At 34.9% G+C, this 24,016-nt stretch carries 20 protein-coding genes and 1 tRNA gene; 7 read left to right on the top strand and 14 right to left on the bottom strand.

Features of this window, described 5'->3' with window-relative positions:
• Positions 1-104: 104 nt before the first annotated feature.
• The 9 genes from A9G25_RS08925 to A9G25_RS08885 form a co-directional block, all read right to left on the bottom strand.
• A tRNA-Ala gene (locus tag A9G25_RS08925) sits at positions 105-180 on the bottom strand.
• A 125-nt stretch (positions 181-305) separates the two neighbouring features.
• The gene (gene secF, locus A9G25_RS08920; protein WP_065626708.1) at positions 306-1,301 is read right to left on the bottom strand and encodes a protein translocase subunit SecF; all 996 of its coding nucleotides are present in this window, start codon (positions 1,299-1,301) and stop codon (positions 306-308) included.
• Between the two features lie 15 nt (positions 1,302-1,316).
• Positions 1,317-3,173 carry a protein translocase subunit SecD gene (gene secD / locus A9G25_RS08915; protein ID WP_081297209.1) on the bottom strand — a complete coding sequence of 619 codons (1,857 nt, stop codon included), beginning with the start codon at positions 3,171-3,173 and terminating at the stop codon, positions 1,317-1,319.
• Between the two features lie 68 nt (positions 3,174-3,241).
• Positions 3,242-3,574 carry a preprotein translocase subunit YajC gene (gene yajC / locus A9G25_RS08910; protein ID WP_065626631.1) on the bottom strand — a complete coding sequence of 111 codons (333 nt, stop codon included), beginning with the start codon at positions 3,572-3,574 and terminating at the stop codon, positions 3,242-3,244.
• A gap of 186 nt (positions 3,575-3,760) precedes the next feature.
• Complete coding sequence (locus A9G25_RS08905; protein ID WP_065626630.1) at positions 3,761-5,497, bottom strand: NADH-quinone oxidoreductase subunit N; 1,737 nt, start codon at positions 5,495-5,497, stop codon at positions 3,761-3,763.
• A gap of 6 nt (positions 5,498-5,503) precedes the next feature.
• Positions 5,504-7,048: a complex I subunit 4 family protein gene (locus tag A9G25_RS08900; protein ID WP_065626629.1), complete on the bottom strand. Its 1,545-nt coding sequence runs from the start codon at positions 7,046-7,048 to the stop codon at positions 5,504-5,506.
• 17 nt (positions 7,049-7,065) lie between these two features.
• Positions 7,066-8,802, bottom strand: coding sequence for an NADH-quinone oxidoreductase subunit 5 family protein (locus A9G25_RS08895; protein ID WP_176701106.1), 1,737 nt, complete (start codon positions 8,800-8,802; stop codon positions 7,066-7,068).
• A gap of 107 nt (positions 8,803-8,909) precedes the next feature.
• Positions 8,910-9,212 carry an NADH-quinone oxidoreductase subunit NuoK gene (gene nuoK, locus A9G25_RS08890; RefSeq protein ID WP_065626627.1) on the bottom strand — a complete coding sequence of 101 codons (303 nt, stop codon included), beginning with the start codon at positions 9,210-9,212 and terminating at the stop codon, positions 8,910-8,912.
• Between the two features lies 1 nt (position 9,213).
• Complete coding sequence (locus A9G25_RS08885; protein WP_065626626.1) at positions 9,214-9,705, bottom strand: NADH-quinone oxidoreductase subunit J family protein; 492 nt, start codon at positions 9,703-9,705, stop codon at positions 9,214-9,216.
• 346 nt (positions 9,706-10,051) lie between these two features.
• Between A9G25_RS08885 and ppc the strand changes: the two genes are divergently transcribed.
• Positions 10,052-12,703, top strand: coding sequence for a phosphoenolpyruvate carboxylase (gene ppc, locus A9G25_RS08880; RefSeq protein WP_065626625.1), 2,652 nt, complete (start codon positions 10,052-10,054; stop codon positions 12,701-12,703).
• 23 nt (positions 12,704-12,726) lie between these two features.
• Here ppc and A9G25_RS08875 read toward each other — a convergent pair whose 3' ends face one another.
• From A9G25_RS08875 to aspS, 5 genes are all read right to left on the bottom strand, one after another.
• On the bottom strand, positions 12,727-13,791 hold the full coding sequence (locus tag A9G25_RS08875; RefSeq protein ID WP_065626624.1) for an SEL1-like repeat protein: 1,065 nt from the start codon (positions 13,789-13,791) through the stop codon (positions 12,727-12,729).
• Positions 13,792-13,912: 121 nt separating this feature from the next.
• The gene (ubiD, locus tag A9G25_RS08870) at positions 13,913-15,376 is read right to left on the bottom strand and encodes a 4-hydroxy-3-polyprenylbenzoate decarboxylase (RefSeq protein WP_065626623.1); all 1,464 of its coding nucleotides are present in this window, start codon (positions 15,374-15,376) and stop codon (positions 13,913-13,915) included.
• A gap of 91 nt (positions 15,377-15,467) precedes the next feature.
• Positions 15,468-15,884 (bottom strand): hypothetical protein, encoded by a 417-nt coding sequence (locus A9G25_RS08865; RefSeq protein WP_065626622.1) that lies wholly within the window; start codon positions 15,882-15,884, stop codon positions 15,468-15,470.
• 11 nt (positions 15,885-15,895) lie between these two features.
• Positions 15,896-16,348: a dihydroneopterin triphosphate diphosphatase gene (gene nudB, locus A9G25_RS08860; protein WP_065626621.1), complete on the bottom strand. Its 453-nt coding sequence runs from the start codon at positions 16,346-16,348 to the stop codon at positions 15,896-15,898.
• A gap of 9 nt (positions 16,349-16,357) precedes the next feature.
• Positions 16,358-18,115 carry an aspartate--tRNA ligase gene (gene aspS, locus A9G25_RS08855; RefSeq protein ID WP_065626620.1) on the bottom strand — a complete coding sequence of 586 codons (1,758 nt, stop codon included), beginning with the start codon at positions 18,113-18,115 and terminating at the stop codon, positions 16,358-16,360.
• Positions 18,116-18,389: 274 nt separating this feature from the next.
• Here aspS and A9G25_RS08850 point away from each other — a divergent pair, with 274 nt between their 5' ends.
• The 6 genes from A9G25_RS08850 to glyQ all read left to right on the top strand — a co-directional run bounded on the left by A9G25_RS08850 (position 18,390) and on the right by glyQ (position 24,015).
• Complete coding sequence (locus A9G25_RS08850; protein ID WP_065626619.1) at positions 18,390-19,178, top strand: DUF3100 domain-containing protein; 789 nt, start codon at positions 18,390-18,392, stop codon at positions 19,176-19,178.
• The gene (locus tag A9G25_RS08845; protein WP_065626618.1) at positions 19,178-19,627 is read left to right on the top strand and encodes a hypothetical protein; all 450 of its coding nucleotides are present in this window, start codon (positions 19,178-19,180) and stop codon (positions 19,625-19,627) included. The genes A9G25_RS08850 and A9G25_RS08845 overlap by 1 nt, the downstream gene beginning before the upstream one ends.
• A gap of 18 nt (positions 19,628-19,645) precedes the next feature.
• Positions 19,646-20,965 (top strand): amidohydrolase, encoded by a 1,320-nt coding sequence (locus A9G25_RS08840; protein WP_065626617.1) that lies wholly within the window; start codon positions 19,646-19,648, stop codon positions 20,963-20,965.
• A gap of 81 nt (positions 20,966-21,046) precedes the next feature.
• On the top strand, positions 21,047-21,820 hold the full coding sequence (locus A9G25_RS08835) for a molybdopterin-synthase adenylyltransferase MoeB (protein ID WP_065626616.1): 774 nt from the start codon (positions 21,047-21,049) through the stop codon (positions 21,818-21,820).
• Positions 21,817-22,773: a tRNA dihydrouridine(16) synthase DusC gene (gene dusC, locus A9G25_RS08830; RefSeq protein ID WP_065626615.1), complete on the top strand. Its 957-nt coding sequence runs from the start codon at positions 21,817-21,819 to the stop codon at positions 22,771-22,773. The genes A9G25_RS08835 and dusC overlap by 4 nt, the downstream gene beginning before the upstream one ends.
• A gap of 309 nt (positions 22,774-23,082) precedes the next feature.
• Positions 23,083-24,015 carry a glycine--tRNA ligase subunit alpha gene (glyQ, locus tag A9G25_RS08825; protein WP_065626614.1) on the top strand — a complete coding sequence of 311 codons (933 nt, stop codon included), beginning with the start codon at positions 23,083-23,085 and terminating at the stop codon, positions 24,013-24,015.
• The last annotated feature ends 1 nt before the right edge of the window (position 24,016 follow it).

Below are 24,016 nucleotides of genomic sequence, written 5' to 3'. Positions count from 1 at the left end.
TACCTTACTGATACTTAATGGGCAATAAAATAGACTTTAAGGCTTGTTATTACTGGATTTGGTGTACTTTGTAGGGTTTAAAAGAATATTACTGATTATTGAATTGGTGGAGCCAAGGGGGATCGAACCCCTGACCTCAACGCTGCCAGCGTTGCGCTCTCCCAGCTGAGCTATGGCCCCAAATGAAAAGGATAAAGCTGTGGCTAATAATATGCAACTAAACGATAAGTGTCAATTAGTTTGGTACTATTTGTTTGAAAAACAGTCTAATAAAACTCTGCCAATTAATGGCAGAGTTCACATAATTAACGCAATATTGAAGGTTGATCTGCCCCTTCTGCTTCAATTTTAGGGGGCATAAAGTGTTCACGTTTTACGCCCAATTTCAGTGACATATACGCAGCCACATAAATTGATGAGATTGTACCAAGCACAATACCAACACCTAATGTTTCAGAGAAACCTTTTAACATTGAACCACCGAAAATATACAGAATAACGACCACTGCAAGGGTTGTACCTGACGTCATCAAAGTACGGTGCAATGTTTGTGTTAACGAAATGTTGATAACATCGTAAGGATTTGCTCGTCGAATCTTTCTAAAATTCTCACGAATTCGGTCGAAAACTACAATGGTATCATTGAGCGAGTAACCAATTATCGATAACATCGCAGCAATGATAGTTAAATCTAATTCACGCTCAAATAACGATAGATAACCTGCGGTGATAATAACATCATGTGCTAAGGCAACAACCGCACCAGTACCAAATCGCCATTCAAAACGAAAGGCGATATAGATTAGAATACACACTAATGCGGCACAGATTGCCAAAATACCATCTTGGGCAAGTTCAGAGCCTACTGTTGGTCCTACAAATTCAATACGTTTGATTTGAGCATCGCCATCAATATCTTTATGTATTAAATTGGAAATTTTTGTACCTAGTGCATTATCAATAGCAGATGACGTACTACCATCTTCTTGTTTAGCTGAAGGTAATCGAATAATGATATCTTTACTGCTACCATAATATTGCACTATCGGCTCGTGGTAACCAGCGTCGCGTAAACTATTACGAAGGTCATCAAGGTTAACCACCTTTGTTACCGTGAGTTCTACTGTCGTACCGCCAGTGAAGTCTTGTCCTAGGTTAAATCCTTTAACAAAAATAACCACAAAAGATGCGACTACCAATAACATTGAAATCACAAAAGCAATAAAGCCAAATTTTAAAAAGTCGAGGACTCTGCGACCATGATTTAAATCTCTAACATCATGATTTTCTTTTTTATTAATAACCACAATAAACCTCTAAATTGATAACTTATTAACACGGCGTCCGCCATAAATAAGATTGGCTAATGCACGAGTACCAACAATCGATGTAAACATTGATGTTACAATACCGATGCCTAATGTAATGGCAAAGCCTTTAATTGAGCCTGTACCAACAGCATAAAGAATAACAGCTGTAATTAATGTAGTTAGGTTGGCGTCAAAAATACTGCTCCAAGCACCTGCATACCCTTCATTAATTGCATGCTGAACACTACGTCCATTGCTGAGTTCTTCTTTTATTCGTTCATTAATCAGTACATTGGCATCAACAGCCATACCAACGGTTAACACAATACCCGCAATACCTGGCATGCTTAGCGTTGCTCCAGGAAGTAAAGACATTGCACCAACAATTAAAATTAAGTTAGCAACTAATGCAAGACTAGCAAATACTCCAAATAGACGATACATCACTAACATAAAGATGACAGAAATCGCTAAACCCCATGCGCAAGATTCTAACCCTTGAGTTATATTTTCTTGCCCCATTGATGGTCCAACTGTGCGCTCTTCAATAATTTGGATCGGAGCAATTAAAGCCCCTGCACGTAATAGTAATGATAAATTTTTAGCTTCATCAATATTACCAATACCCGTTACCTGAAAACGGTCACTAAAAATACCTTGAATTGTTGCTACGTTAATAACACGTTCTTGTTTTTCAAGAATTGGTTTGTCGTTTTCATCACGTTTACCAGTATCTTTGTATTCAACAAACAAGGTTGCCATCGCTTTATGAAGATTTTTTTGGGTAAAATCAAACATTCTTTTACCCCCCGAGCCATCAAGAGTGATTGCAACTTCGGGTTGGCCATATTGATTAGCACGATATGAAGAATCAGTTATATGATCCCCTGTTAATACAATACGCTTATAAAGTAGTACTGGGCGGCCATTCTCCATATATTTAATTTCTGAGCCATAAGGAACACGCATATCACCCTTTAAGATAGCTGGCAAGTTAGGAGAGCTTTCTTCATTAACTTGTCTAAATTCAAGTGTTGCTGTTGCTCCCAAAATACGTTTAGCTAATGCTGTGTCTTGTATACCTGGTAATTCAACAACTATACGATCTGCACCTTGGCGTTGAACAATTGGTTCAGCTACACCCAACTGATTAACACGATTTCGTAAAATTGTAGTGTTTTGTTGTACAGCATCATTGTTTGCTTGTTGTAACCGTTGTTCACTAACATTAATTACAATAGCATTATCACTTTGAGAAACAACTTTGAAATCTTGTATACCGTTGATCTTAGTGATAGCTTTATTGCGATCTTCAGTATTGTCAAATTGTATTGAAATTTGTTGATTACTATCTTTACTGATCGTTTTATAATTTAATTTGCTATTAGTAAATTCAGTTTTTATGTTTTCAATAGATTGTTCAGTGAGTTTACTTAATGCGGTTGTCATATCAACTTCCATTAAGAAGTGAACACCACCGCGTAAATCGAGACCAAGCTTCATTGGTTCTGCACCTAACACCGTAAGCCAAGTTGGTGTTGCTGGAGCTAAATTTAATGCAACGATATACTGCTCACCTAATGCTTCTGATATAAATTCTTTTGCTTTAAGCTGTGTATCGTTATCACCAAGACGAATTAAAATGGACTTATTTTCGTAAACCAGTGATTTTGGTTCGATATGATTATCAGTTAAAAGTTTTTTGATTTTATCTTGCGTAGCAACGTTAATTTCAGCTGTATCTGATCCTGAAATTTGTATAGCAGGATCTTCACCATAAATATTTGGAAGTGCATAAAGAAGGCCGAGGCAAATTACAACGACCAACATAATGTACTTCCACAAAGGATAACGGTTTAACACGACATATTCTCTTGTGGTATTAGGTAATTAATACAATGAACAATAATAGCTAATAAATACTATCTCTATTATAGTGATTTCATTGTCCCTTTTGGTAAGACTGATGTAATAAAGTCACGTTTGATCACAACTTCAGTCGTATCATTTAATTCTAACGCAATGTAACCATTTTCGTTAACTTTTGATACACGACCAATAAGTCCACCATTAGTTAACACTTCATCACCTTTTGAAATAGAAGCCATCAGATCACGATGAGCTTTGGCACGTTTTTGCTGAGGTCGCATAATCATAAAGTAGAAAAATAGCCCAAAAACTACTAACATGATTAGTAAAAAATAAGGATTGCTTTCAGGGGCTTGCCCATCAATAGCATAAGCATTAGAGATTAAAAAGTCCATATTGGTCCTCTTGATTAAAATAAATTTTAAAGGTCGGAATTATAACATAATAAATTAAGCTATTATTAACTATTTCTTGTCAAAAAGTTTCAGGTAACTATGCGTTCTAGTATAAAAACGAATCATTCAATACTACCTAGGCTGATATAATTCCGCCAATAAAACGATGTGGCAGATAAATGTTAATTAGGTGGCCAAATATTGCGCCATACTAACTAAATTAAATAGCCATTTAGGGTATATTCCACAAAGCATCGTCAGTAAAGCACATAACACAATGATTAATTCACTTATTCTAATATCAGTCCATTTTAATTTAATTGAAGATTTGCTTGATATTAGATCATCACGACAAACTGGTCTTATATAAAGGTTGATAATTAAGCGAGCATAGAAGTAAAGGCCTAATGCACTGCCAATAACAACGGCAGCGACTAGCCACCATAATTCGGCGGTTACACCTAATAACACTAGTAAAAATCGCCCAACAAATCCCGCAGTTAATGGGGTTCCAGCTAAAGATAAAAGCCCAACCCCCATGGCTAATGCAAGAATTGGTCTTCGCCAAAAAAGTCCTGATAGATCAATTTCATTTTCATGATCTTGAAGTTCATCAGAGTGTGAATCTAAACTGATCGCGCCTAAAATACAGATATTAGCTAAAATATATCCAATTAGATACACACCAATAGTTTCTAATGCTAATACTTGATATTGCACAGCTATTAATGCCGTTAATAAATACCCAAAATGTGCTATCGATGAATAAGCTAATAATCGCTTTAAACTACTTTGCATTAGCGCCAATAAGTTACCCCAAAAAATAGAGCAAAACGCCATAATAACTAAAATAATACGGATAGTTTCATTATTAACAATAGGTGCCAATAAAAATAGCCTTGCGATAGCGCAAAAAATCGCAACTTTTCCGACTGTCGATAATAATAAGGCAACTATTGTTGGAGCACCTTGATAAACATCTGGTAACCAAAGTTGAAATGGTACTAAAGATAATTTAAAACCAATGCCGACTAGCATTAAGCACACACCTATCAGTAATAATAGACTTGGATAAGACATTGTTGAGAGTTGATAACTTAAACCACTAAAAGTGAGTTCTCCGGTAGTTGCATAATAAAAAGCAATCCCCATTAATAAAAACACGCTGGCGATAGCAGATAAAATCATGTATTTAACTGCTGCTTCCAATGAATGAGTCTGCGTATATTGATAACCAATTAATCCAACAAATGGAATAGATAACAGTTCGATCCCAATAAAAAATGCAATTAAATGGCTTGAGTAAACAAGTGTTACACCACCTAATGCCATGAAAAGTAAAATTAAATAAAATAATCCATGATGATTCTGTTCTTGTTTAAACCAGCGATAAGCAAAACATGCAACGGAAATAGATATCATTAAAATCAAACTGGTGTAAAGTAGCCCATAACCATCACAAGTAAAAAGAGCTGTGATATGGTGTGCTTTCCACTCATCTGTTGATGAGTCATCAATATTCGAATTATTCCCAACATTAGAATTAGTATCGATATTTTTATTGTCAATGCTATTATCTTCGGTATTACTATCAATATTTATAGTTTCATCTTCATTAGATGATTGGGTCGTTTCTGTAGACACCGTATCAATTGCAATAGTTTCTTCACTCGATCGGGTTTGTTCTTTAGCTGGCTCCGAAATCGATGCTGATATTTGCATATTATCACTGCTGATATCAGTAATAACTTGAGTACTAAAAGAAATTTTATATCCAACCATCACAGAGCAAATTAAAGCACAGGTTAATCCGCATACCGTTAAAATAGCACATCCTTTAGTGCTTAATTTAAAAGCAAATAGTAAAAATAAAAAAACGATGATGGCTAGACTTAATACAAGAATGGGTGATAAAGCTATCATAGGTTATTACTCCCCTACCCGCTCTGTGGTTATGTATTGTTGTGTTTGATTCACTACAGAATAAGACATATCTAAAACCACTTGAGGATATAAACCGATAAAAATAAGTACACTTAAAATACTTGATAATAATAAAAGATCTTTCTTACTAAGCCGACATTTTGTTGCAGCTCCTTTATCAACTACACCATAAAAAATTGGCTGTATACGTACAATAAATGAAATGGACAGCAATAATAAACCAATTACTAGCAAAATTGTATAATAGGAAAAAGCATTATAACTACCAAGCAACATCATATAATTCCCAATAAAATTAGCCGTACCGGGAATGCCTAACACTGCCAATATAAAAAACAGAGTAAACGAAGATAAATAAGGCACTCTTTCTTTAAGCCCAACAAATTGATTTATGTTTCGCGTTGAATAACATTCAACTAATAATCCACTAATTATAAACATGCCGACGATTGCTAAATTGATGGCTATTATTTGAATAACCACACCTTGATAAGCAAGAACAGAACCACTATAGATTATTGCAGTTACAAATCCCATTAAAGCAATATGAATATAAGCTATTAGCTTTTTAATATCAGTTTGGTTAAAAGCAAGTAAAGCAGCATAAACAACCGTAAGTAGTGCAAATGCTAACATTAACGGCATAATAATGATTGATGCATTAGGAAATAACGGTATAACAAAACGCAATAAACCAAATGCAGCTGTGTTAAGTAATAATCCACTAATCATCATTGAGCCAGTTGTTGAAGATTCGATATGGGCTTCAATAAACCAACCATGAAATGGAACAAATGGTATGCGAACGATAAAAGCAGCTAAAAATCCTAGCATAATTAAAAATTCGGTATAACTTGAAATTGGCGTTTTGGTTAATTCTTGATAATCAAACGTCCAATGTCCTGTTAAATTCCAGTTAATCAAAGCTAATGAAACTATCGAAATTAGCATAAGTAAACTACTCACTTGAGTATAAATCAGGAATTTACTTGCACCATTAAAACGCAATTGCGAACTAGAATCTCGTCGCCCCCATAAGGAGATTAAAAAATAGATGGGAATTGCTACAGCTTCCCAAAAGAAAAACATTAAAAATAAGTCAGTGATTACAAATAACATCATAATAGCCGATGTCATAAATAATAGACATAAATAAAATAGACCAAGGTTGTTTAGGCTTTCTTTACTAGAATAGATAATAGTCAATAACACAATAAATAAGGTTGAAGTAATAACAACCATTGATAAACCATCTAAGACAAGATGAAAATGAATGCCTAATAAAGGGATCCATTCTAGATTAACTTCTTTTACCCAATTTCCCCCTTGATTTAATATATTTATAGCATCTATCCATAATAATATCGACATCAATAATGTAAGAAAAATAGTAATAAAAGCTACAATTATTGGTAATTTTGACCAACGCATTTGTACATTGACAGAAACAACGCCTCTTTGTAAACATACATGGCATAACCAACCAATAAATCCGCCTATTACAGGTAAAAAAACGAGCCATAATAACATGAATGATTACACCTTTATTAAATAAAAATCAGTAGCATTAATATGAAAATACTACCTATAACCATCGAAACCATATACCACCGAATTTGCCCATTTTCTAGATCAACGGTGAACGCGTTTACTTTTTTGATTCCCCTCATTATCCAATTATCCCAAAAAGCTAGTGGATCTTTTTTCAAAAAACGGGCTAAATAGATATAAGGTTTAACAAATAAAGTATGTAATAAATAATCATAATGCCAATCACTATTACATAAACGTAAAAGGAATTTAACCATTGGCGTATTTAGAATTTCTTGTACTTCGCTATTTGGATGAGCATATAAAATATAAGCAATCAAAAAACTCAAGCTAGTCACTGCTGCTAGCAATAGCTGAAAAGGTAACTGCCCATTAGTATCTAACTCAGCTATCGGAATAATACCTTGAGTTGGTAATGGGAAATAGATAAATAAAGCTGTAGTAAATATCAATAAGATGAAAATTGGTAAATAACTTAACCACTTGGTTTTGGTAAAATTATACTGTTTTTGTTTACGATAAAAAACCATTAAAATTAAACGCCAAATACCTAAACTAGAAAGTAAAATACCGAACAAACCAATGGTTCCTAATATCAATTTATTTTGAGTCATTAGACCCAATATGATATCCCCTTTGATATAAAATGATGATGAAACCCAAGGCATAGCACTAAGTGATAGCATGATAAACAAAAATATCGCATATAACATCGGAAACGTTTTAATTAAACCACCTAGTTTACTGATATCTCGTTCACCTTGACATTTCTTAATTAAAATAGATGAAGCTAAAATTAGCAATGTGCTTGTTACAACATAATTAATTAAGCAATTAAGAGACAAACTCCAACTTTTTGTTGAAAAAGCATAAAACAAATAGCTAATTTGCGTTAAATTGATATATGTAATAATTCGTTTAATATCATACTGCACTAATGCAATAGTGCTAGCAAATAATATAGTCAATGATGAAATCATTGCTATAATAGCAAGAACATCGCTCGACATCATAAACAAATCACTAAGTCTTAAAACTAAATACACACCAGCTAAAATTACTGTTGAAGATTGCAATAAAGCCATCGCAGGCATTGGAGCTAATGTTGTTTCAGCAAACCATGAATGCATAGGAAATAGTGCCGACTTGCCCATTGCCCCAAGGAATAACATTAGAGTAATCCAGAATATGATATCAGAATCAACAGCCAAATTATCATGTGCTTGCGTCAAAACGTCACGAATATTTAATGTTTCTAAAGTTTGATACAATAAAAATATACCAATAATTAGAAAAATATCAGTTAAATGCATAATCACAAATGCTTTAACTGCTGCATAACCATTACGAGGCTGTTTATAATAAATACCAATGAGCAAGTATGCACTTATACTCAAACCTTCCCAACCCATTAGCATAACAAACAAATTATCAACCAATATTATAGTTAATATGCTAGCAATTAATAAATTACTGTAAGCATAAAAGGTATAAATATCTTTTTTGGAAGTTAAATCACAGGCTGCAAAAAAATAAACCCAAAAACCAAAAAATGAAATCAGTGCTAAAAAAGTTAATGATAATCCATCCAAGGTTAAGGAAATAGGTACTGAAAAGTCACCTACCGAAAACCAATTCCACAATGGTCGAGTATAAACTAAGGTCATATCAGGTACTGTATTTAAACTAAAATCGATACAAGAAAATACAGTAATTAATGCTATTATCAGCATAGTAGTAATACCGATAATTATCACATTAATTGATCTAATATGTCTCCCTAAGCTCACCAATACTAAAAAAGAAAATAAGGGAACAATAATAGTTAAATAAAGTAAATTCATCCTTTCATTTCACTCAATGAGTCAATATTAAATGTTTTTCGACGGTAAAATAGTTTTATCATCAATGCAAGACCGACACAAGCTTCAGCTAAGGAAGTTATTACTGCTAATATAGCGAGTACTTGCCCATCAGATTGTTGCCAATAGCTACTTGCTGCAAACAACGCAACTATTACCCCATTATTCATAATAATAAGACTAAGTAATAAAAAATAGAAATGGCGTCGAATCATTATTCCTAACAAACCAATCACAAATAAAATAGAAGCAAGAATAAGACTATGTATGAGTGGAATCATATTATTTCTCCAACATAAGCCGATGCATAAAATGATAAGCAATCACAACTGCGCCCAATAATAAAAATAGTGCCAATTCAGCTATCAAAATGTATGCATATTTAGACATTTCATGCATTAATTCATGAGACTCTTTCAGCTCTGAATAGTCAGTACTTACTACACTATAAATTAGAGCAACTAATAATACAAACGCTAATACAAGTGGACCTAACCAAATTTTAGGGCTAATTCCCTGTTTGTGCTTTTCAACATTATCAACTTTAATTTTCAAAATTGAAGCGACAAGTAAAAAAATAGTTACCGACCCACCAATAAACAGTAAAATATATAAAATAGCTGAATAATATGTATTAAGTAGAATAAATATTAATGCTGAAGCAAAAAGTGAAATAACAAGATATAAAATTGCTTTATCAACACGTAAACTACTAATTACTTTTATACTAGCAACGACAGCAATAATCGACGCGATATAAAAAACAGCAATCATTAAATAATCCAATGTGTATTTATAATATAGCTAGTATATACCCAAATGATATCAAGATACAGTTTACCACTGTATTCATAAAAAATAATCCTGTTAAATAAGTTTTCTGATGAATATTTCAAAATCGAGTAAAGCATTTTAATGTTTAATTTTTCATGCTAGATATAATTAAAACAATTAAAAAAAATAAAAATCATAAAATTTTATTATTTAAATTCAAAAATAAATTGTAATAAAGTATAACTTAAGCACATTAATCAACATTTTTCCTATCCCATTAAATTGTTATTTTGATTCATACAGCTTAAAGGTGATTAGGCATAATAAAATCGAAGACGAGAAAATCATGAATAACCAATACTCATCAATGAGAAGTAATGTCAATATGTTAGGTACTTTACTAGGCAATGCGATCAAACGTGCTACCGGTAATGAAACATTTGATCTAGTTGAAATAATAAGACAATTATCAAAATCAGCTCAACAAGGAGATACTCAAGCTCATAATGAGTTACTTAAATTAATAGAAAACCTTAATGATGACGATTTATTACACGTTGCACGTGCATTCAATCAGTTTTTGAATTTGGTCAATACAGCTGCTGAGTATTATGGTATTTCACCCCATGGGGAAGCGTCTAGTAGCCCTAAAAAAATGACCGAATTATTTAGCACACTAAAAAACCTTAATTTTTCAAATCAAACTATTACAAAAGCAATTAATGATTTATCAATTGAATTAGTGTTAACCGCACATCCGACCGAAATTAATCGCCGAACGATGATTAATACTTATACAGCTATAAATAACTGTTTATCACAACTGGACCATGATGATTTAGCTGATTATGAAATTGAGCGAATTATGCGCCGTTTAAAGCAATTAGTTTGTCAGGCTTGGTATACTGATGAAATACGCAAAAAACGCCCTACTCCTATTGATGAAGCTAAATGGGGATTTTCAGTCATTGAAGATAGCTTATGGAATGGCGTACCGCTATTTCTACGTGAACTTAATGACCAATTAGTTGATGCGTTTGATGAACAATTATTGGTTGATCATGTTCCTATTAAATTTACCTCATGGATGGGGGGAGATCGTGATGGTAACCCAAATGTCACGGCAAAAGTAACAGAAAAAGTTATGCTACAAGCCAGATTAAAGGCAATTGAGTTATTTTTATCTGACATTCAAATACTTGTTCGTGAGCTTTCAATGACGGAATGCAGTGATTCGGTCATTGAACTGTTAGATGAAAAAAACAAAAACGTTTCAGAGCCATACCGAGCTGTAATGAAGCAGTTACGAACACGTTTAATTAAAACTCACAACTATATTGAAGCTTTATTGAATAATGAGCCTATATTAGCCCCTTGTGATATTCTGGTTAAAAATGAGCAGTTGTGGCATCCGCTTTATGTATGTTATGAATCATTAATCGATAATGGAATGTCAACAATTGCTCATGGACCATTGTTAGATACACTGCGTCGTATAAAAAGCTTTGGTTTACAATTAGTCAAATTAGATATCCGTCAAGACAGCTCATTACATACAGAAGCGCTCGATGCATTAACCAAAGAACTTAATTTAGGTAGTTATGCCCAATGGTCTGAAGAAGAAAAACAAGCTTTTTTATTAACAGAGTTACAATCAAATCGACCATTATTGCCTTACAGCTGGCAACCAGATCAAATGGTTCAAGAAGTATTAGATACTTGTCGTGTAATAAAAAAAGCGGGCAAAGAATCAATTGCTTCTTACGTAATTTCAATGGCTAAAGCCCCTTCTGATATTTTAGCGGTTTATTTATTATTAAAAATCGTTGACTGCCACAAACATATTCCCATAGTACCGTTATTTGAAACTTTAGAAGACTTAAATAATGCTAAATCTGTCATGCAAAAACTACTGGATATCCCTTGGTATTACAATAAAATTCAAGGTAAACAGATGGTGATGATAGGTTATTCTGATTCGGCTAAAGATGCAGGTACTCTTGCTGCGTCTTGGGCACAATATCGGTCACAAGAGGAATTAGTTAATTTATTTGAAAAATATAATATTAATTTGGTGTTATTTCATGGACGAGGAGGATCAATTGGTCGAGGGGGCGCACCAGCTCATGCCGCACTGCTTTCGCAACCACCAGGATCATTAAAAGGAGGACTTAGAGTTACTGAACAAGGTGAAATGATCCGCTTTAAACTCGGTCTGCCAGAGGTGGCTCTCAGCAGTCTCATGCTTTATACCTCAGCTATTTTACAAGCCAACTTATTACCACCACCTGCACCTAAACAGGAATGGCGTAATATCATGGACGAAATGTCAGAAATTTCATGCAATTGTTATCGTAGTTATGTACGAGAACGAGCTGAATTTGTTGATTATTTCAGAGCTGTAACACCAGAGGTTGAATTAGCCAGATTACCACTAGGCTCAAGACCACAAAAACGCCGAACAGGTGGAGGGATTGAAAGTTTACGTGCTATTCCTTGGATTTTTGCTTGGACACAAAATCGTTTAATGGCGCCATCTTGGCTCGGAGCAGGTAGTGCACTTAGAGCTGTTATTGGAGAGGGCAGACAAAACATTCTTAAAGAGATGTACCACAATTGGCCTTTCTTTAATGCCCGATTAGGTATGCTTGAAATGGTTTACGCAAAATCTGCGCCAAATATTCACCAATATTACGAACAACGCTTAGTCGATCCTACATTATGGCCATTAGGTGAAGAATTAAGAAATTTGCTAACCCAAGATATAAATACAGTATTAACTATTACTGATGATATTAGCCTAATGGCTGATTTACCTTGGATAGCGCAGTCGGTGGCCTTACGTAATACTTATATTGAGCCATTAAACTTGTTACAAGTAGAGTTACTGAGTCGCTCACGAAAAAACAGTGATAGTGATAGTGGAAACATCATAGTTGAACAAGGGTTAATGATCACCATCTCAGGAATCGCAGCAGGTATGAGAAACTCTGGATAAATTAAAAAAGGCATTAGCCTTTTTTAATTTTCTGGTAATAATTGTTCTAAATAAGCTTTAGCGTCTTGATCTCCTTGCTCGCTAGCTTTAGTAAACCAATAAATAGCACGCTCTTGATCTTTACCCGTGCCTTCGCCTTCTAGATATTTAACACCTAAATTATATTGAGCATCGACACTGCCCTGCTCTGCAGCTTTTAAATACCATTCAACAGCTTTTTTCTCGTCTTTAGACACACCACCACCTACGTCATACATCACACCAATATTATATTGAGCATCAGCATTACCAGCTTCAGCGGCTTTAGTGAACCAATATGCCGCTTGCGTATTGTCCGGTTTAGTTCCTGTACCTGTTACATACATAATAGCTAAATTATACATCGCTAATACATGGCCACGCTCTGCCGCTTGTGTATAAAAATAGCTAGCTGCCACATAATCTTGGGTTAAAACATCGCCATTTTCAGACATTACCCCCAAATAATATTGTGCTTCTGGAATATTATCTTTAGCTGCTTTACTAAACCAATCAGCTGCCGTCATGCGATCTTCTTTTACGCCATCACCAAAAAAATACATAATACCAAGATTTAGATAAGCGTCATAAATACCTTCATCACCAGACTGTGTAAAATAATCAATCGCAGTCGGTATGTTTTTTTCTACTCCATTGCCTTCTTTATACATTAAAGCTAAATTATATTTAGCTAATGCATAATTTTGATCTGCCGCTAATTTAAAATATTTAAACGCTTCATGTAAATCAAGTTTAGTACCTAAGCCACTTTGGTACATAAATGCTACATTATTTTGTGCTTTGGCAAGCCCTTGTTCAGCCGCTTTTTTATACCAGAAAAAAGCCCGAACATCACTCACCTCAACACCTAATCCTTGTTTATAAATATTTCCTAATGAGTACTGAGCTTCTGAGTTCCCTTTTTCTGCAGACAAAAGTAAAGAAGGGAGCAATGAATCTGACGCTTTAAGCTTTAATTGAGTATCTTCTGGTTGCGTTTTATAATTTGTAGCCATTGCACTATAAGAAATAGATAACAATAGTACTAATAATATTTGAATTTTTTTCATATTTTTTAATTATTATAGCAATTTTAATAATTATACATAAATGCAATATAAGGGAATAGTTTTTGTTTAATTCTTATTTGGGCTATTTTATTTATATAATTAATATTGATTAAAGATAATTCTATAAACCTAACTCATCCCAAATTTCATCAATATGGGCAATGACTTTTGGATCTTTTTTAATTATTTTTCCCCATTCACGATTTGTTTCACCAGGCCATTTATTGGTAGCATCTAAACCCATTTTAGATCCTAATCCTGATACAGATGAAGCAAAGTCTAAATAATCGATCGGTGTATTATCAATAAAAGTCGTATCTCTATGAGGATCCATACGCGTCGAAATAGCCCACATTACATCTTTCCAATCACGAGCATTAATATCATCATCACAGACAATTACAAATTTGGTATACATAAATTGTCGCAAATAAGACCAAATTCCCATCATAACTCGTTTAGCATGACCCGGATATTGCTTTTTAATAGTAACAATCGCAATACGGTATGAACATCCTTCTGGCGGTAAATAAAAATCAACAATTTCAGGGAACTGCTTTTGTAAAATTGGAATAAAAACTTCATTCAAAGCAAGTCCCATGACTGAGGGTTCATCTGGTGGCCTACCTGTATAAGTTGAGTGATAAATCGCATCTTTCCGGCGAGTTAAGTGCGTTACGGTAAATACGGAAAATTGCTCAACTTCATTATAATAACCCGTGTGATCACCATACGGACCTTCTGATGCTAACTCATTAGGATCAATATAACCTTCAAGAATTATCTCTGCACTAGCTGGAACCTCTAAATCATTTGATAATGATTTGACTACCTCTGTTCGGCTACCACGTAATAATCCAGAAAAAGCATATTCAGGTAGAGTATCTGGTACAGGTGTCACTGCACCTAAAATGGTTGCTGGATCAGCACCAATAGCAATACTAACTGGAAATCTTTCATTTGGATATGCTTGTTGCCATTCGGCAAAATCAAGTGCACCACCACGATGTGAAAGCCAGCGCATGATCAATTTATTTTTTCCTAAAAGTTGCAGGCGATAAATGCCCACATTTTGTCGATCTTTATAAGGACCCTTAGTAATAGTCAGTCCCCAAGATAACAGAGGTGCTACATCATCGGGCCAGCAATGCATAATAGGTAAACGAGTCAAATCCACCTCATCATCCTTAAAAATTATCTCTTGGCATGGTGCTGAAGAACGATGTTTGACTGGCATATTTAGTACTTGTTTATACTTAGGTAATACATTAAAAAATTGCCGTATGCCCTTAGGCGGTTCTGGTTCACGTAAAAATGCCAATAACTCACCAATTTCACGCAAAGCTGAAGTATCTTCACGCCCCATTCCCATTGCAACACGTTTAGCGGTACCAAACAAATTACATAAAACAGGCATATCATAACCAATCGGATTTTCAAATAATAAAGCAGGGCCTCCATTACGTAAAACACGATCAGCAATTTCAGTCATTTCGAGATAAGGATTAACAGGAAAAGTAATTTTTTTTAATTCACCTTGTTGTTCAAGATAATCTAAAAAATCTCTAAAATTTGAAAAATTCATTTATTACTACTCCCTTTTACTTAATAGTCTTAAGTTAACCAAATCCTAAAATCATTTTTAATACTTAATACTAGTGTAGCTTTGATATTAACTAGTCTGCATCAAAGTTTTCACTATATATAGGTACTTGTTTATTTTGATTACACTCAACAATTTTAGATAATAAGGCATCAAATTGTTTTTTATCGATTTCAATGAATTTATCTTGATCAGCTTGATAAAATAAAAATTGTTCAGATTGATCATCAAATAGAAACGAGGCTATCCAGTCATTTCGATCATCACTATTTTCATTAGCAAATATCTGAATAACACTATTTTCACGTTTTTCAGGTTGATCATGTAATTTATAATCGATTATCTTCTCTGATATTTTAACGTCATATTCATCGAAAATAATATAATCATTTTGATTGGGCTGGCACTTTTTTATATTTATATCGGCATTACTAGTTGGTACAAAAAAACATAAGCAGGACAACGCAACGGCATATAGGCTTAATTTCATTTTCAAACCTCTTAATTAGATTTAATCAAACTGTGAATATTACCAATAGCTTCACTGTTATTTGGAGATAAAGTAAGATTGATTGCTTCATCAATTGTTAACCACTGATAATCTAAATGCTCAGTAAGTACTGGTATTATCTCATTAATAATAGGCAGATAAAACCAATGTTCTTTATTTAGTTTAACTTCTGGTGCATATTTATGTCTAAATTTCGGGAAAATCTCAAATTCAACGGAATACTTTGCATCAATTAACTCAAGATTTTGCCCTATAATATCAATGCCTGTTTCTTCAAAAACCTCACGAATTGCTGTTTCTCGTGGTAGCTCATTATTTTCCATACTACCTGTTACTGATTGCCAAAAACAAGGGTCGTCTTGGCGCTGTAACATAAGGCAACGGTTTGTTGTCTGGCAGAAAATCACCACCAGAACAGATTCAGGTTTTTTGAATTTTCGCATCAAATATCACTATTTTTTACTTACTTCAATACCAAGTTCAGTCAATGCTGCAATATTGGCTGGGCTTGGAGCATCAGTAAGTAAACAAGTTGCTGCTGTAGTTTTAGGAAACGCTATCACATCGCGAATATTATCCGTTCCAGTTAATAACATACTTAATCGATCTAATCCAAATGCCAATCCGGCATGAGGAGGGGTGCCATATTTTAATGCATCAAGTAAAAAGCCAAATTTCTCACGTTGATCATGTTCATTAATACCTAAAATTGAAAAGACGGCTTGTTGCATTTCGCTACGGTGAATACGAACCGATCCACCACCAACCTCATAACCATTGATTACCATATCATAAGCATTTGCAACAGCATTTTCAGGATTATTCAGAAGTTCTTCTGGTGTATAATCTTTTGGTGACGTAAATGGATGATGCATAGCACTTAAACCTTCATCTGTTTCTTCAAACATCGGGAAATCAATAACCCAAAGTACCGCCCATTTACTTTCATCGGTTAAACCTAAATCTTTACCAACTTTTAAACGTAATGCCCCTAACGCATCACTCACTACTTTATAGCTATCGGCACCAAATAATAAAATATCACCATCTTTAGCATTGGCACGATTAAGCAGTGCTTCCATTTGCAATTCATTAAAGAATTTAGCAACTGGGCTTTGTATACCTTCTAACCCTTTGCAACGTTCATTAACTTTAATCCAAGCCATACCTTTTGCGCCATAAACTGAAATGAATTGCGTATATTCATCAAGTTGTTTACGTGTTAATTGTGCACCGTTTGGAACACAAAGCAATGCAACGCGTCCTTTCGGATCGTTAGCTGGTGTTGAAAACACTTTAAAATCAACATCTTTAACCAAATCAGCCACATCAATAATTTCAAGCGGATTACGCAGATCAGGCTTATCACTTCCAAAGCGACGCATCGCTTCAGCAAAAGTCATAATAGGAAACTTACCTAAATCCACATTTTTCACATGTAACCAAAGCTCACGAATCATCTTCTCCATAACATCACGCACTTGCTCTGCTGTCATAAATGAAGTTTCAACATCGATTTGCGTAAACTCAGGCTGACGATCGGCTCGTAAATCTTCATCGCGAAAACATTTTACAATTTGATAATAACGGTCGAATCCTGACATCATTAGCAATTGTTTAAATAATTGTGGCGATTGTGGCAGCGCATAAAACTCACCTTTATGGATTCGACTTGGAACCAAGTAATCTCGTGCACCCTCTGGAGTTGCTTTGGTTAACATTGGCGTCTCGATATCTAAAAAACCATGTTCGTTCATAAACGAACGAACAAATGCGGTAATTTTAGCTCGCGTTTTAAAGATCGTTGCCATTTCAGGGCGGCGCAAGTCAATATAACGATATTTTAGACGTTGCTCTTCACTGTTGTTTTGATTGAAATCAAGAGGCAATACATCGCTACGGTTAAATATTGTCAATTCAGTTGCCAAAATTTCAACCTCTCCAGTTGCCATATCTTTATTGATTTGACCCTCCGGACGAGCTCTTACTTTACCTTTAATTTGGATACAAAATTCATTACGAAGTTCACCAGCAAGTTGATATGCTTGTTGATAATCAGGATCAAAAAAAACTTGCACAATACCTTCACGATCACGCATATCGATAAAAATCATACCGCCTAAGTCTCGGCGTTTATTGACCCAACCACATAATGTTACTTCTTGATTAATATGAGTTGCCGTTAACTGACCACAATAAATCGAACGCATAAAATATCCTGTTTAAATATCAATCTATAAAAAATAAGAAATATTATAAATCAAATAGAGCCCTTATAAAGGCATTTATTTAGATTTATTCTTCAATTGCTTAATTATATCTAGTCAACAATGCCATATTGCCCACAAACAATTAATTGATAATACTCGTTTGTTGACGTAAGTAATCTAGGTTATGTATATTAACTGCACAATAATAGATTATGATTTTAGTTATCATGGCTAAGTTTTATTAACAATAATATATTTTATGAGGCCCATAAGGATGGATATTTTAAAAGACTATAAAGTGCATTTACTTGCACTAGTCGTTGTTTTGGCATGTGAGTTTATCGGTAAGCAGTCTATTTGGATTATCGCAGTGTATCCGATGTTATACGCCATGATCATTGGTGGAGTAATAAGTGTTCCCAAATTAAAAATATTAAAACTAAAAAATATGAATAATGCCAGCGCCATCATGATTGTAACTTTGATGTTACTTATTGCTAAGCTAGGCGTTTCTGTCGGTCCTAAGATTGATATGATTCTAAAAGATGCTAAGTTAGCATTAATTTTTCAAGAATTAGGTCATTTTGCTGGTACGATTTTATTAGGTTTACCATTAGCAATGATATTAGGCATGAAACGTGAAGCTGTTGGTGCAACTTATTCTGTTGCTCGCGAACCGAATATCGCCATTGTTGCAGATAAATATGGATTGGATTCCTCTGAAGGTCGAGGCGTTATGGCAATGTATGTTTGTGGCACACTTTATGGTGCTATTTGGATGAGCATACTTGCTAGTATAATGGCAAAATTAGATATCCTACACCCTTACGCATTAGCCATGGGCGCAGGGGTTGGAAGTGGCAGTATGATGGCAGCATCACTCGCACCAATCAGCGACCTTTATCCTGAAATGACGAGTGAAATCAAAGCCTATGCAACCACCGCAAACTTAATGTCAAGTATTGTTGGCATTTATATTTACACGCTATTTTCACTACCTTTTGCCTCTTTCTTATATAACCTTTTTGCTCGCTTACGACGTAATAAAAAAGGAGCGCTATAATGAAAACATTAGAAACAATATTTTTACTCATCTTAGTTGCCATCATTATGGCTGCGGGCAATACGGTAGGTTACAAAGTTGATTTTATGCTGTCATTACAAGCATTATCAATCTTAGTTGCGATATCAATCGTCGGATATTTTGTTGGCAAAGTTCCATTATTAAACAAATTTCCAGTAATTTTATGGGTATCAGTCGTAGCGGCTGTAGCTTCATCGCCAATATTTCCTTATCACGAACAAGTGGTTTCAATTACTGATCAGGTTTCATTATTGGCGGTTTGTACTCCAGTGCTAGCTTATGCAGGACTTGCAATTGGCAAAGATTTAGCACTATTTAAAAACATCTCATGGCGAATCATTCCCGTATCATTAGCCGTATTTTCAGGCACTTTTATTTTTGCCGCAATCATTGCACAAATCACCTTGCATTGGGAAGGTGTGATCTAATTCAGATTAGGATTTATTATGACAAAAGAAGAACTTAAAAAAAAGGTTTGTAATGCCATTGCAAACCGCAAAGCCGGTATCAAAGCAATTGCCGAATCAATTTGGGCAGAACCTGAACTTGGTTATAAAGAACACAAAACGGCCAAAAAAGTCGAAGAAACGTTTGAAAAGCTTGGTGTTCCATTTAAAAACAAATTAGCACTAACAGGCGTTAAAGGTCGCTTAAAAGGGGGAAAAGGCAGTAAATACAGTATTGCTGTTATTGGCGAGCTTGATGCCATTATCTGTGCCGATCACCCTGCTGCTGACGAAACATCGGGCGCTGCGCACTGTTGTGGTCACAATGCACAAATTGCCAACATGATGGCAGTAACAATGGGGCTAATTGACTCAGGAGCGATGCAATTTTTAGCGGGTGATGTTGTACCATTTGCAGTACCGGCAGAAGAATATGTCGAAATCACTTATCGTAATCGCCTAATTGAAGAAGGCAAAATCAACTATATCGGTGGCAAGCCAGAATTGATTTCGCGCGGTGAATTTGATGATGTTGATATGGCACTACAAATACATTTAACTAGCGTACCTAACGATCGCCAAAATGGATTTATTGAAATATCAACAACCAGCAATGGTTTTATCGGTAAATTAATTAAATACAAAGGCGAAGCCTCACATGCAGCTGCAGCGCCTCACGCTGGTGTCAATGCCTTAAATGCTGCGATGATGGGAATGATGGGCGTACACGCTATTCGTGAAACATTTCAAGAAAAAGACTACATTAGATTCCATCCAATTATTACCCAAGGTGGTGATTTAGTTAATGTAGTTCCAAGTGATGTCAGAATGGAAAGCTATGTGCGCGCAGGCAATGTACCAGCCATGATTGATGCCAATGAACGAATAAACCAAGCATTAAAAGCTGGAGCAATGGCTGTTGGGGCTACGTGTGAAATTAAAGATCTACCAGGTTATTTACCTTTGCAAAACAACCCAACACTTAATGACTTTTTACAAAGTAATGCACAAGATCTAATTGGTGCTGATAATGTTTGGATTGCGCCTCATATGACGGGTAGTACGGATACTGGAGATTTATCTCACATCATGCCAGTTAGCCACCCATGGATTGGTTCAGTTCGAGGTGTTTTACATGGTAAAGATTATACGGTATTTGATGAAGAAATGGCTTACATCCGTCCTGCACAAATGATGGCATGTACAATTATTGATTTACTTTATGATGATGCTAAACCTGCCCAGAAGCTGATGTCAGAATATAAACCACTAATGACCAAAGAGGAATATTTAACCTTTCTATCTGGCTTTGACAAATAATCTTAATAGCTTGGCACATTGTTGTGCCAAGTTTCTGTTATAATGCTTCTTCATAATTAACCACAATAATAATCACACAATATGCTAGAACTTACCGATCAAGAATTGTTTCGTTATGATAGACAAATCACATTGCGTGATTTCGATATTGATAAACAGCAAATATTGAAAAACAGTTCAGCACTGATCATTGGTTTAGGCGGACTTGGTTGCGCTGCATCACTCTATTTAGCGGCATCAGGTTTAGGCAAATTAACGTTAGTTGATTTTGACACCATATCAAAATCCAACTTAAATCGACAAATCTTATATACTGAAAGCTTTATCAATCAATACAAAGTCGAGGTGGCAAAAGAGGCCTTAACCAACATAAATACCAATACATTAATTGAAACAGTAAATCAGCGACTTGATGATAACAAGCTTATTTCACTTATTAAACAACATGATATTGTCATAGACTGTACGGATAACCGAGTGACACGGGAGCAAATTAACCGCTGTTGTTTTCAAGTAAAAAAAACGTTAGTTTCTGGAGCGGCAATCCGTATGGAGGGGTTGTTAAGTGTATTTACATACCAACCTAATGAACCCTGTTATCACTGTTTAAGTCGCTTATTTGGTAAAGATCAAATCACTTGTGTTGAGACAGGCGTCATGGCACCGCTTGTTGGAATGTTTGGTTCCATGCAAGCCTTAGAAGCGATAAAAGTGTTAACTCAATATGGAAAACCATTAATTGGTCGTGTATTAATGATTGATACAATGACAATGGAGTTTAGCCAAGTTAAATTTACCAAACAACCTAATTGTCCCGTTTGTGGTAATGGTAATACCAATCAGGTTTCTCAATGAAAATTAATCGAATTATTTTAGCTCCTATGGAGGGAGTACTTGATTATCAAGTCAGGCAACTTTTAACTGAAATTAACCAATTTGATTATTGTGTTACAGAATTTATCAGAGTGACCCATCACAAATTATCAAATAGGACTTTCTATCGCCTATGTCCTGAACTTTACAATAATGGAAAAACCAAATCTGGCACGCCAGTTCGTGTCCAAATTTTAGGACAGTCACCAGAGTGGATGGCTGAAAATGCCGTTAAAGCCATTGAATTAGGATCTTACGGTATCGACATCAATTTTGGTTGCCCAGCCAAAACTGTAGTTGGCAGCCACGGTGGCGCTTATTTATTACAATATCCAGAGCAGATATTTAATGTTGTCAGCCAAGTGCGACAAGCTATAGGTGCAACAAATAAATTATCAGTCAAAATTCGCTTAGGTTGGGATAATAAATCACATTGTCACGAAATAGCCAACGCAATTGAACTTGCTGGAGCCAATGAAATAGCGATTCACGGAAGGACCAAAGAAGACGGCTATAAAGCCGAAAAAATAGATTGGCAAACAATAAGCCAAATCAAACAACATTTAAAAATCCCTGTTATTGCTAATGGTGAAATTTTCTCTATAGCGGATGCAAAAAATTGCATAAGCCAAAGCCAAACTAATGACATTATGCTAGGGCGCGGTATTTTAACTATTCCAAACTTAGCTAATATGATTCGAACTGATCAATCAGCATTAAATTGGCAACAAGTAATGGAAATTTTAATTCACTATGCAACATCATCTATTGATAATGCTAAACCGCTTTATCACTCCGCTCGCATCAAACAATGGCTTGCTTACTTAAAACAGCACTATGTTCAAGCGTCAGAAATATTACAAAACATTAGAACACTCAAATCACAACAAGAAATTCGTGAATTTTTAACTAATGACAATAAAAATAATACATAAATGTCGTGGCTATTTATCCAACAGCTAAATAAGGTACGTTACATATTACTAATAAAATATAATCTATTTAGTTGATATTAAAAGATTAATTAATATTAATCAGAAAAGGTTATATGTTGTTCTACTTTTCCATAAAAAACCTTTAGGTAGATCATTGATTTTATTTAATTTTTTCTTTTAAAGAAAAATCAATCACTTATTCAATATTAGACAGAGTCTAATTAGGCATTTCACAAGTATTGATAAAAAGTATAATATATAGCACTATTTAAATTATCGAAATATCAATTCAACCATAAAGATAACATCATGCAAAAGTTTAATGTCAAAACCTTTCAGGGGTTAATTCTTACGTTACAAGATTATTGGGCTAATCAGGGATGCACTGTGATTCAGCCTTTGGATATGGAAGTCGGTGCGGGAACGTCTCACCCGATTACTTGCTTAAGAGCGCTAGGGCCAGAACCTATTAATGCGGCTTATGTTCAACCATCGCGTCGCCCAACCGATGGCCGTTATGGTGAGAACCCAAACAGACTTCAGCATTATTATCAATTTCAAGTTATCTTAAAACCTTCTCCTGATAATATTCAAGAGCTTTATTTAGGTTCGTTAAAACAATTAGGTCTTGACCCAACTGTTAATGATATCCGTTTTGTTGAAGATAATTGGGAAAACCCAACCCTTGGTGCATGGGGGCTTGGTTGGGAAGTTTGGTTAAATGGTATGGAAGTAACTCAATTTACCTACTTTCAACAAGTTGGAGGGCTTGAATGTAAGCCTGTTACTGGTGAAATCACTTATGGACTTGAACGCTTAGCAATGTATATTCAAGGTGTGGATAGTGTTTATGATTTGGTTTGGAGTGATGGTGCATTTGGTAAAACAACTTATGGCGATGTGTTTCATCAAAACGAAGTTGAGCAGTCCACTTATAATTTTGAATACGCCAATGTTGAATTTTTATTTTATTGTTTTGAACAACACGAAAAAGAAGCCAAGTTTTTGCTTGAGTTAGAAAAACCACTACCACTACCTGCTTATGAACGCATCTTAAAAGCGGCTCACTGTTTTAATTTACTTGATGCTCGTAAAGCAATTTCAGTAACTGAGCGACAACGTTATATTTTGCGCATCAGAACATTAACCAAAATGGTGGCAGAAGCCTATTACGCATCTCGCGAAGCTCTTGGCTTCCCTATGTGCCAAAATTCACAATCTAACGAAAGTGCATCAAAGTAGG

The sequence above is a fragment of the Gilliamella sp. Bif1-4 genome, from assembly GCF_001690535.1.
Taxonomy (GTDB): Bacteria; Pseudomonadota; Gammaproteobacteria; order Enterobacterales; family Orbaceae; genus Gilliamella; species Gilliamella bombi.
The sequence above is the reverse complement of the archived record's forward strand: the minus strand, read 5'-3'. Positions and strand labels throughout refer to the sequence as shown.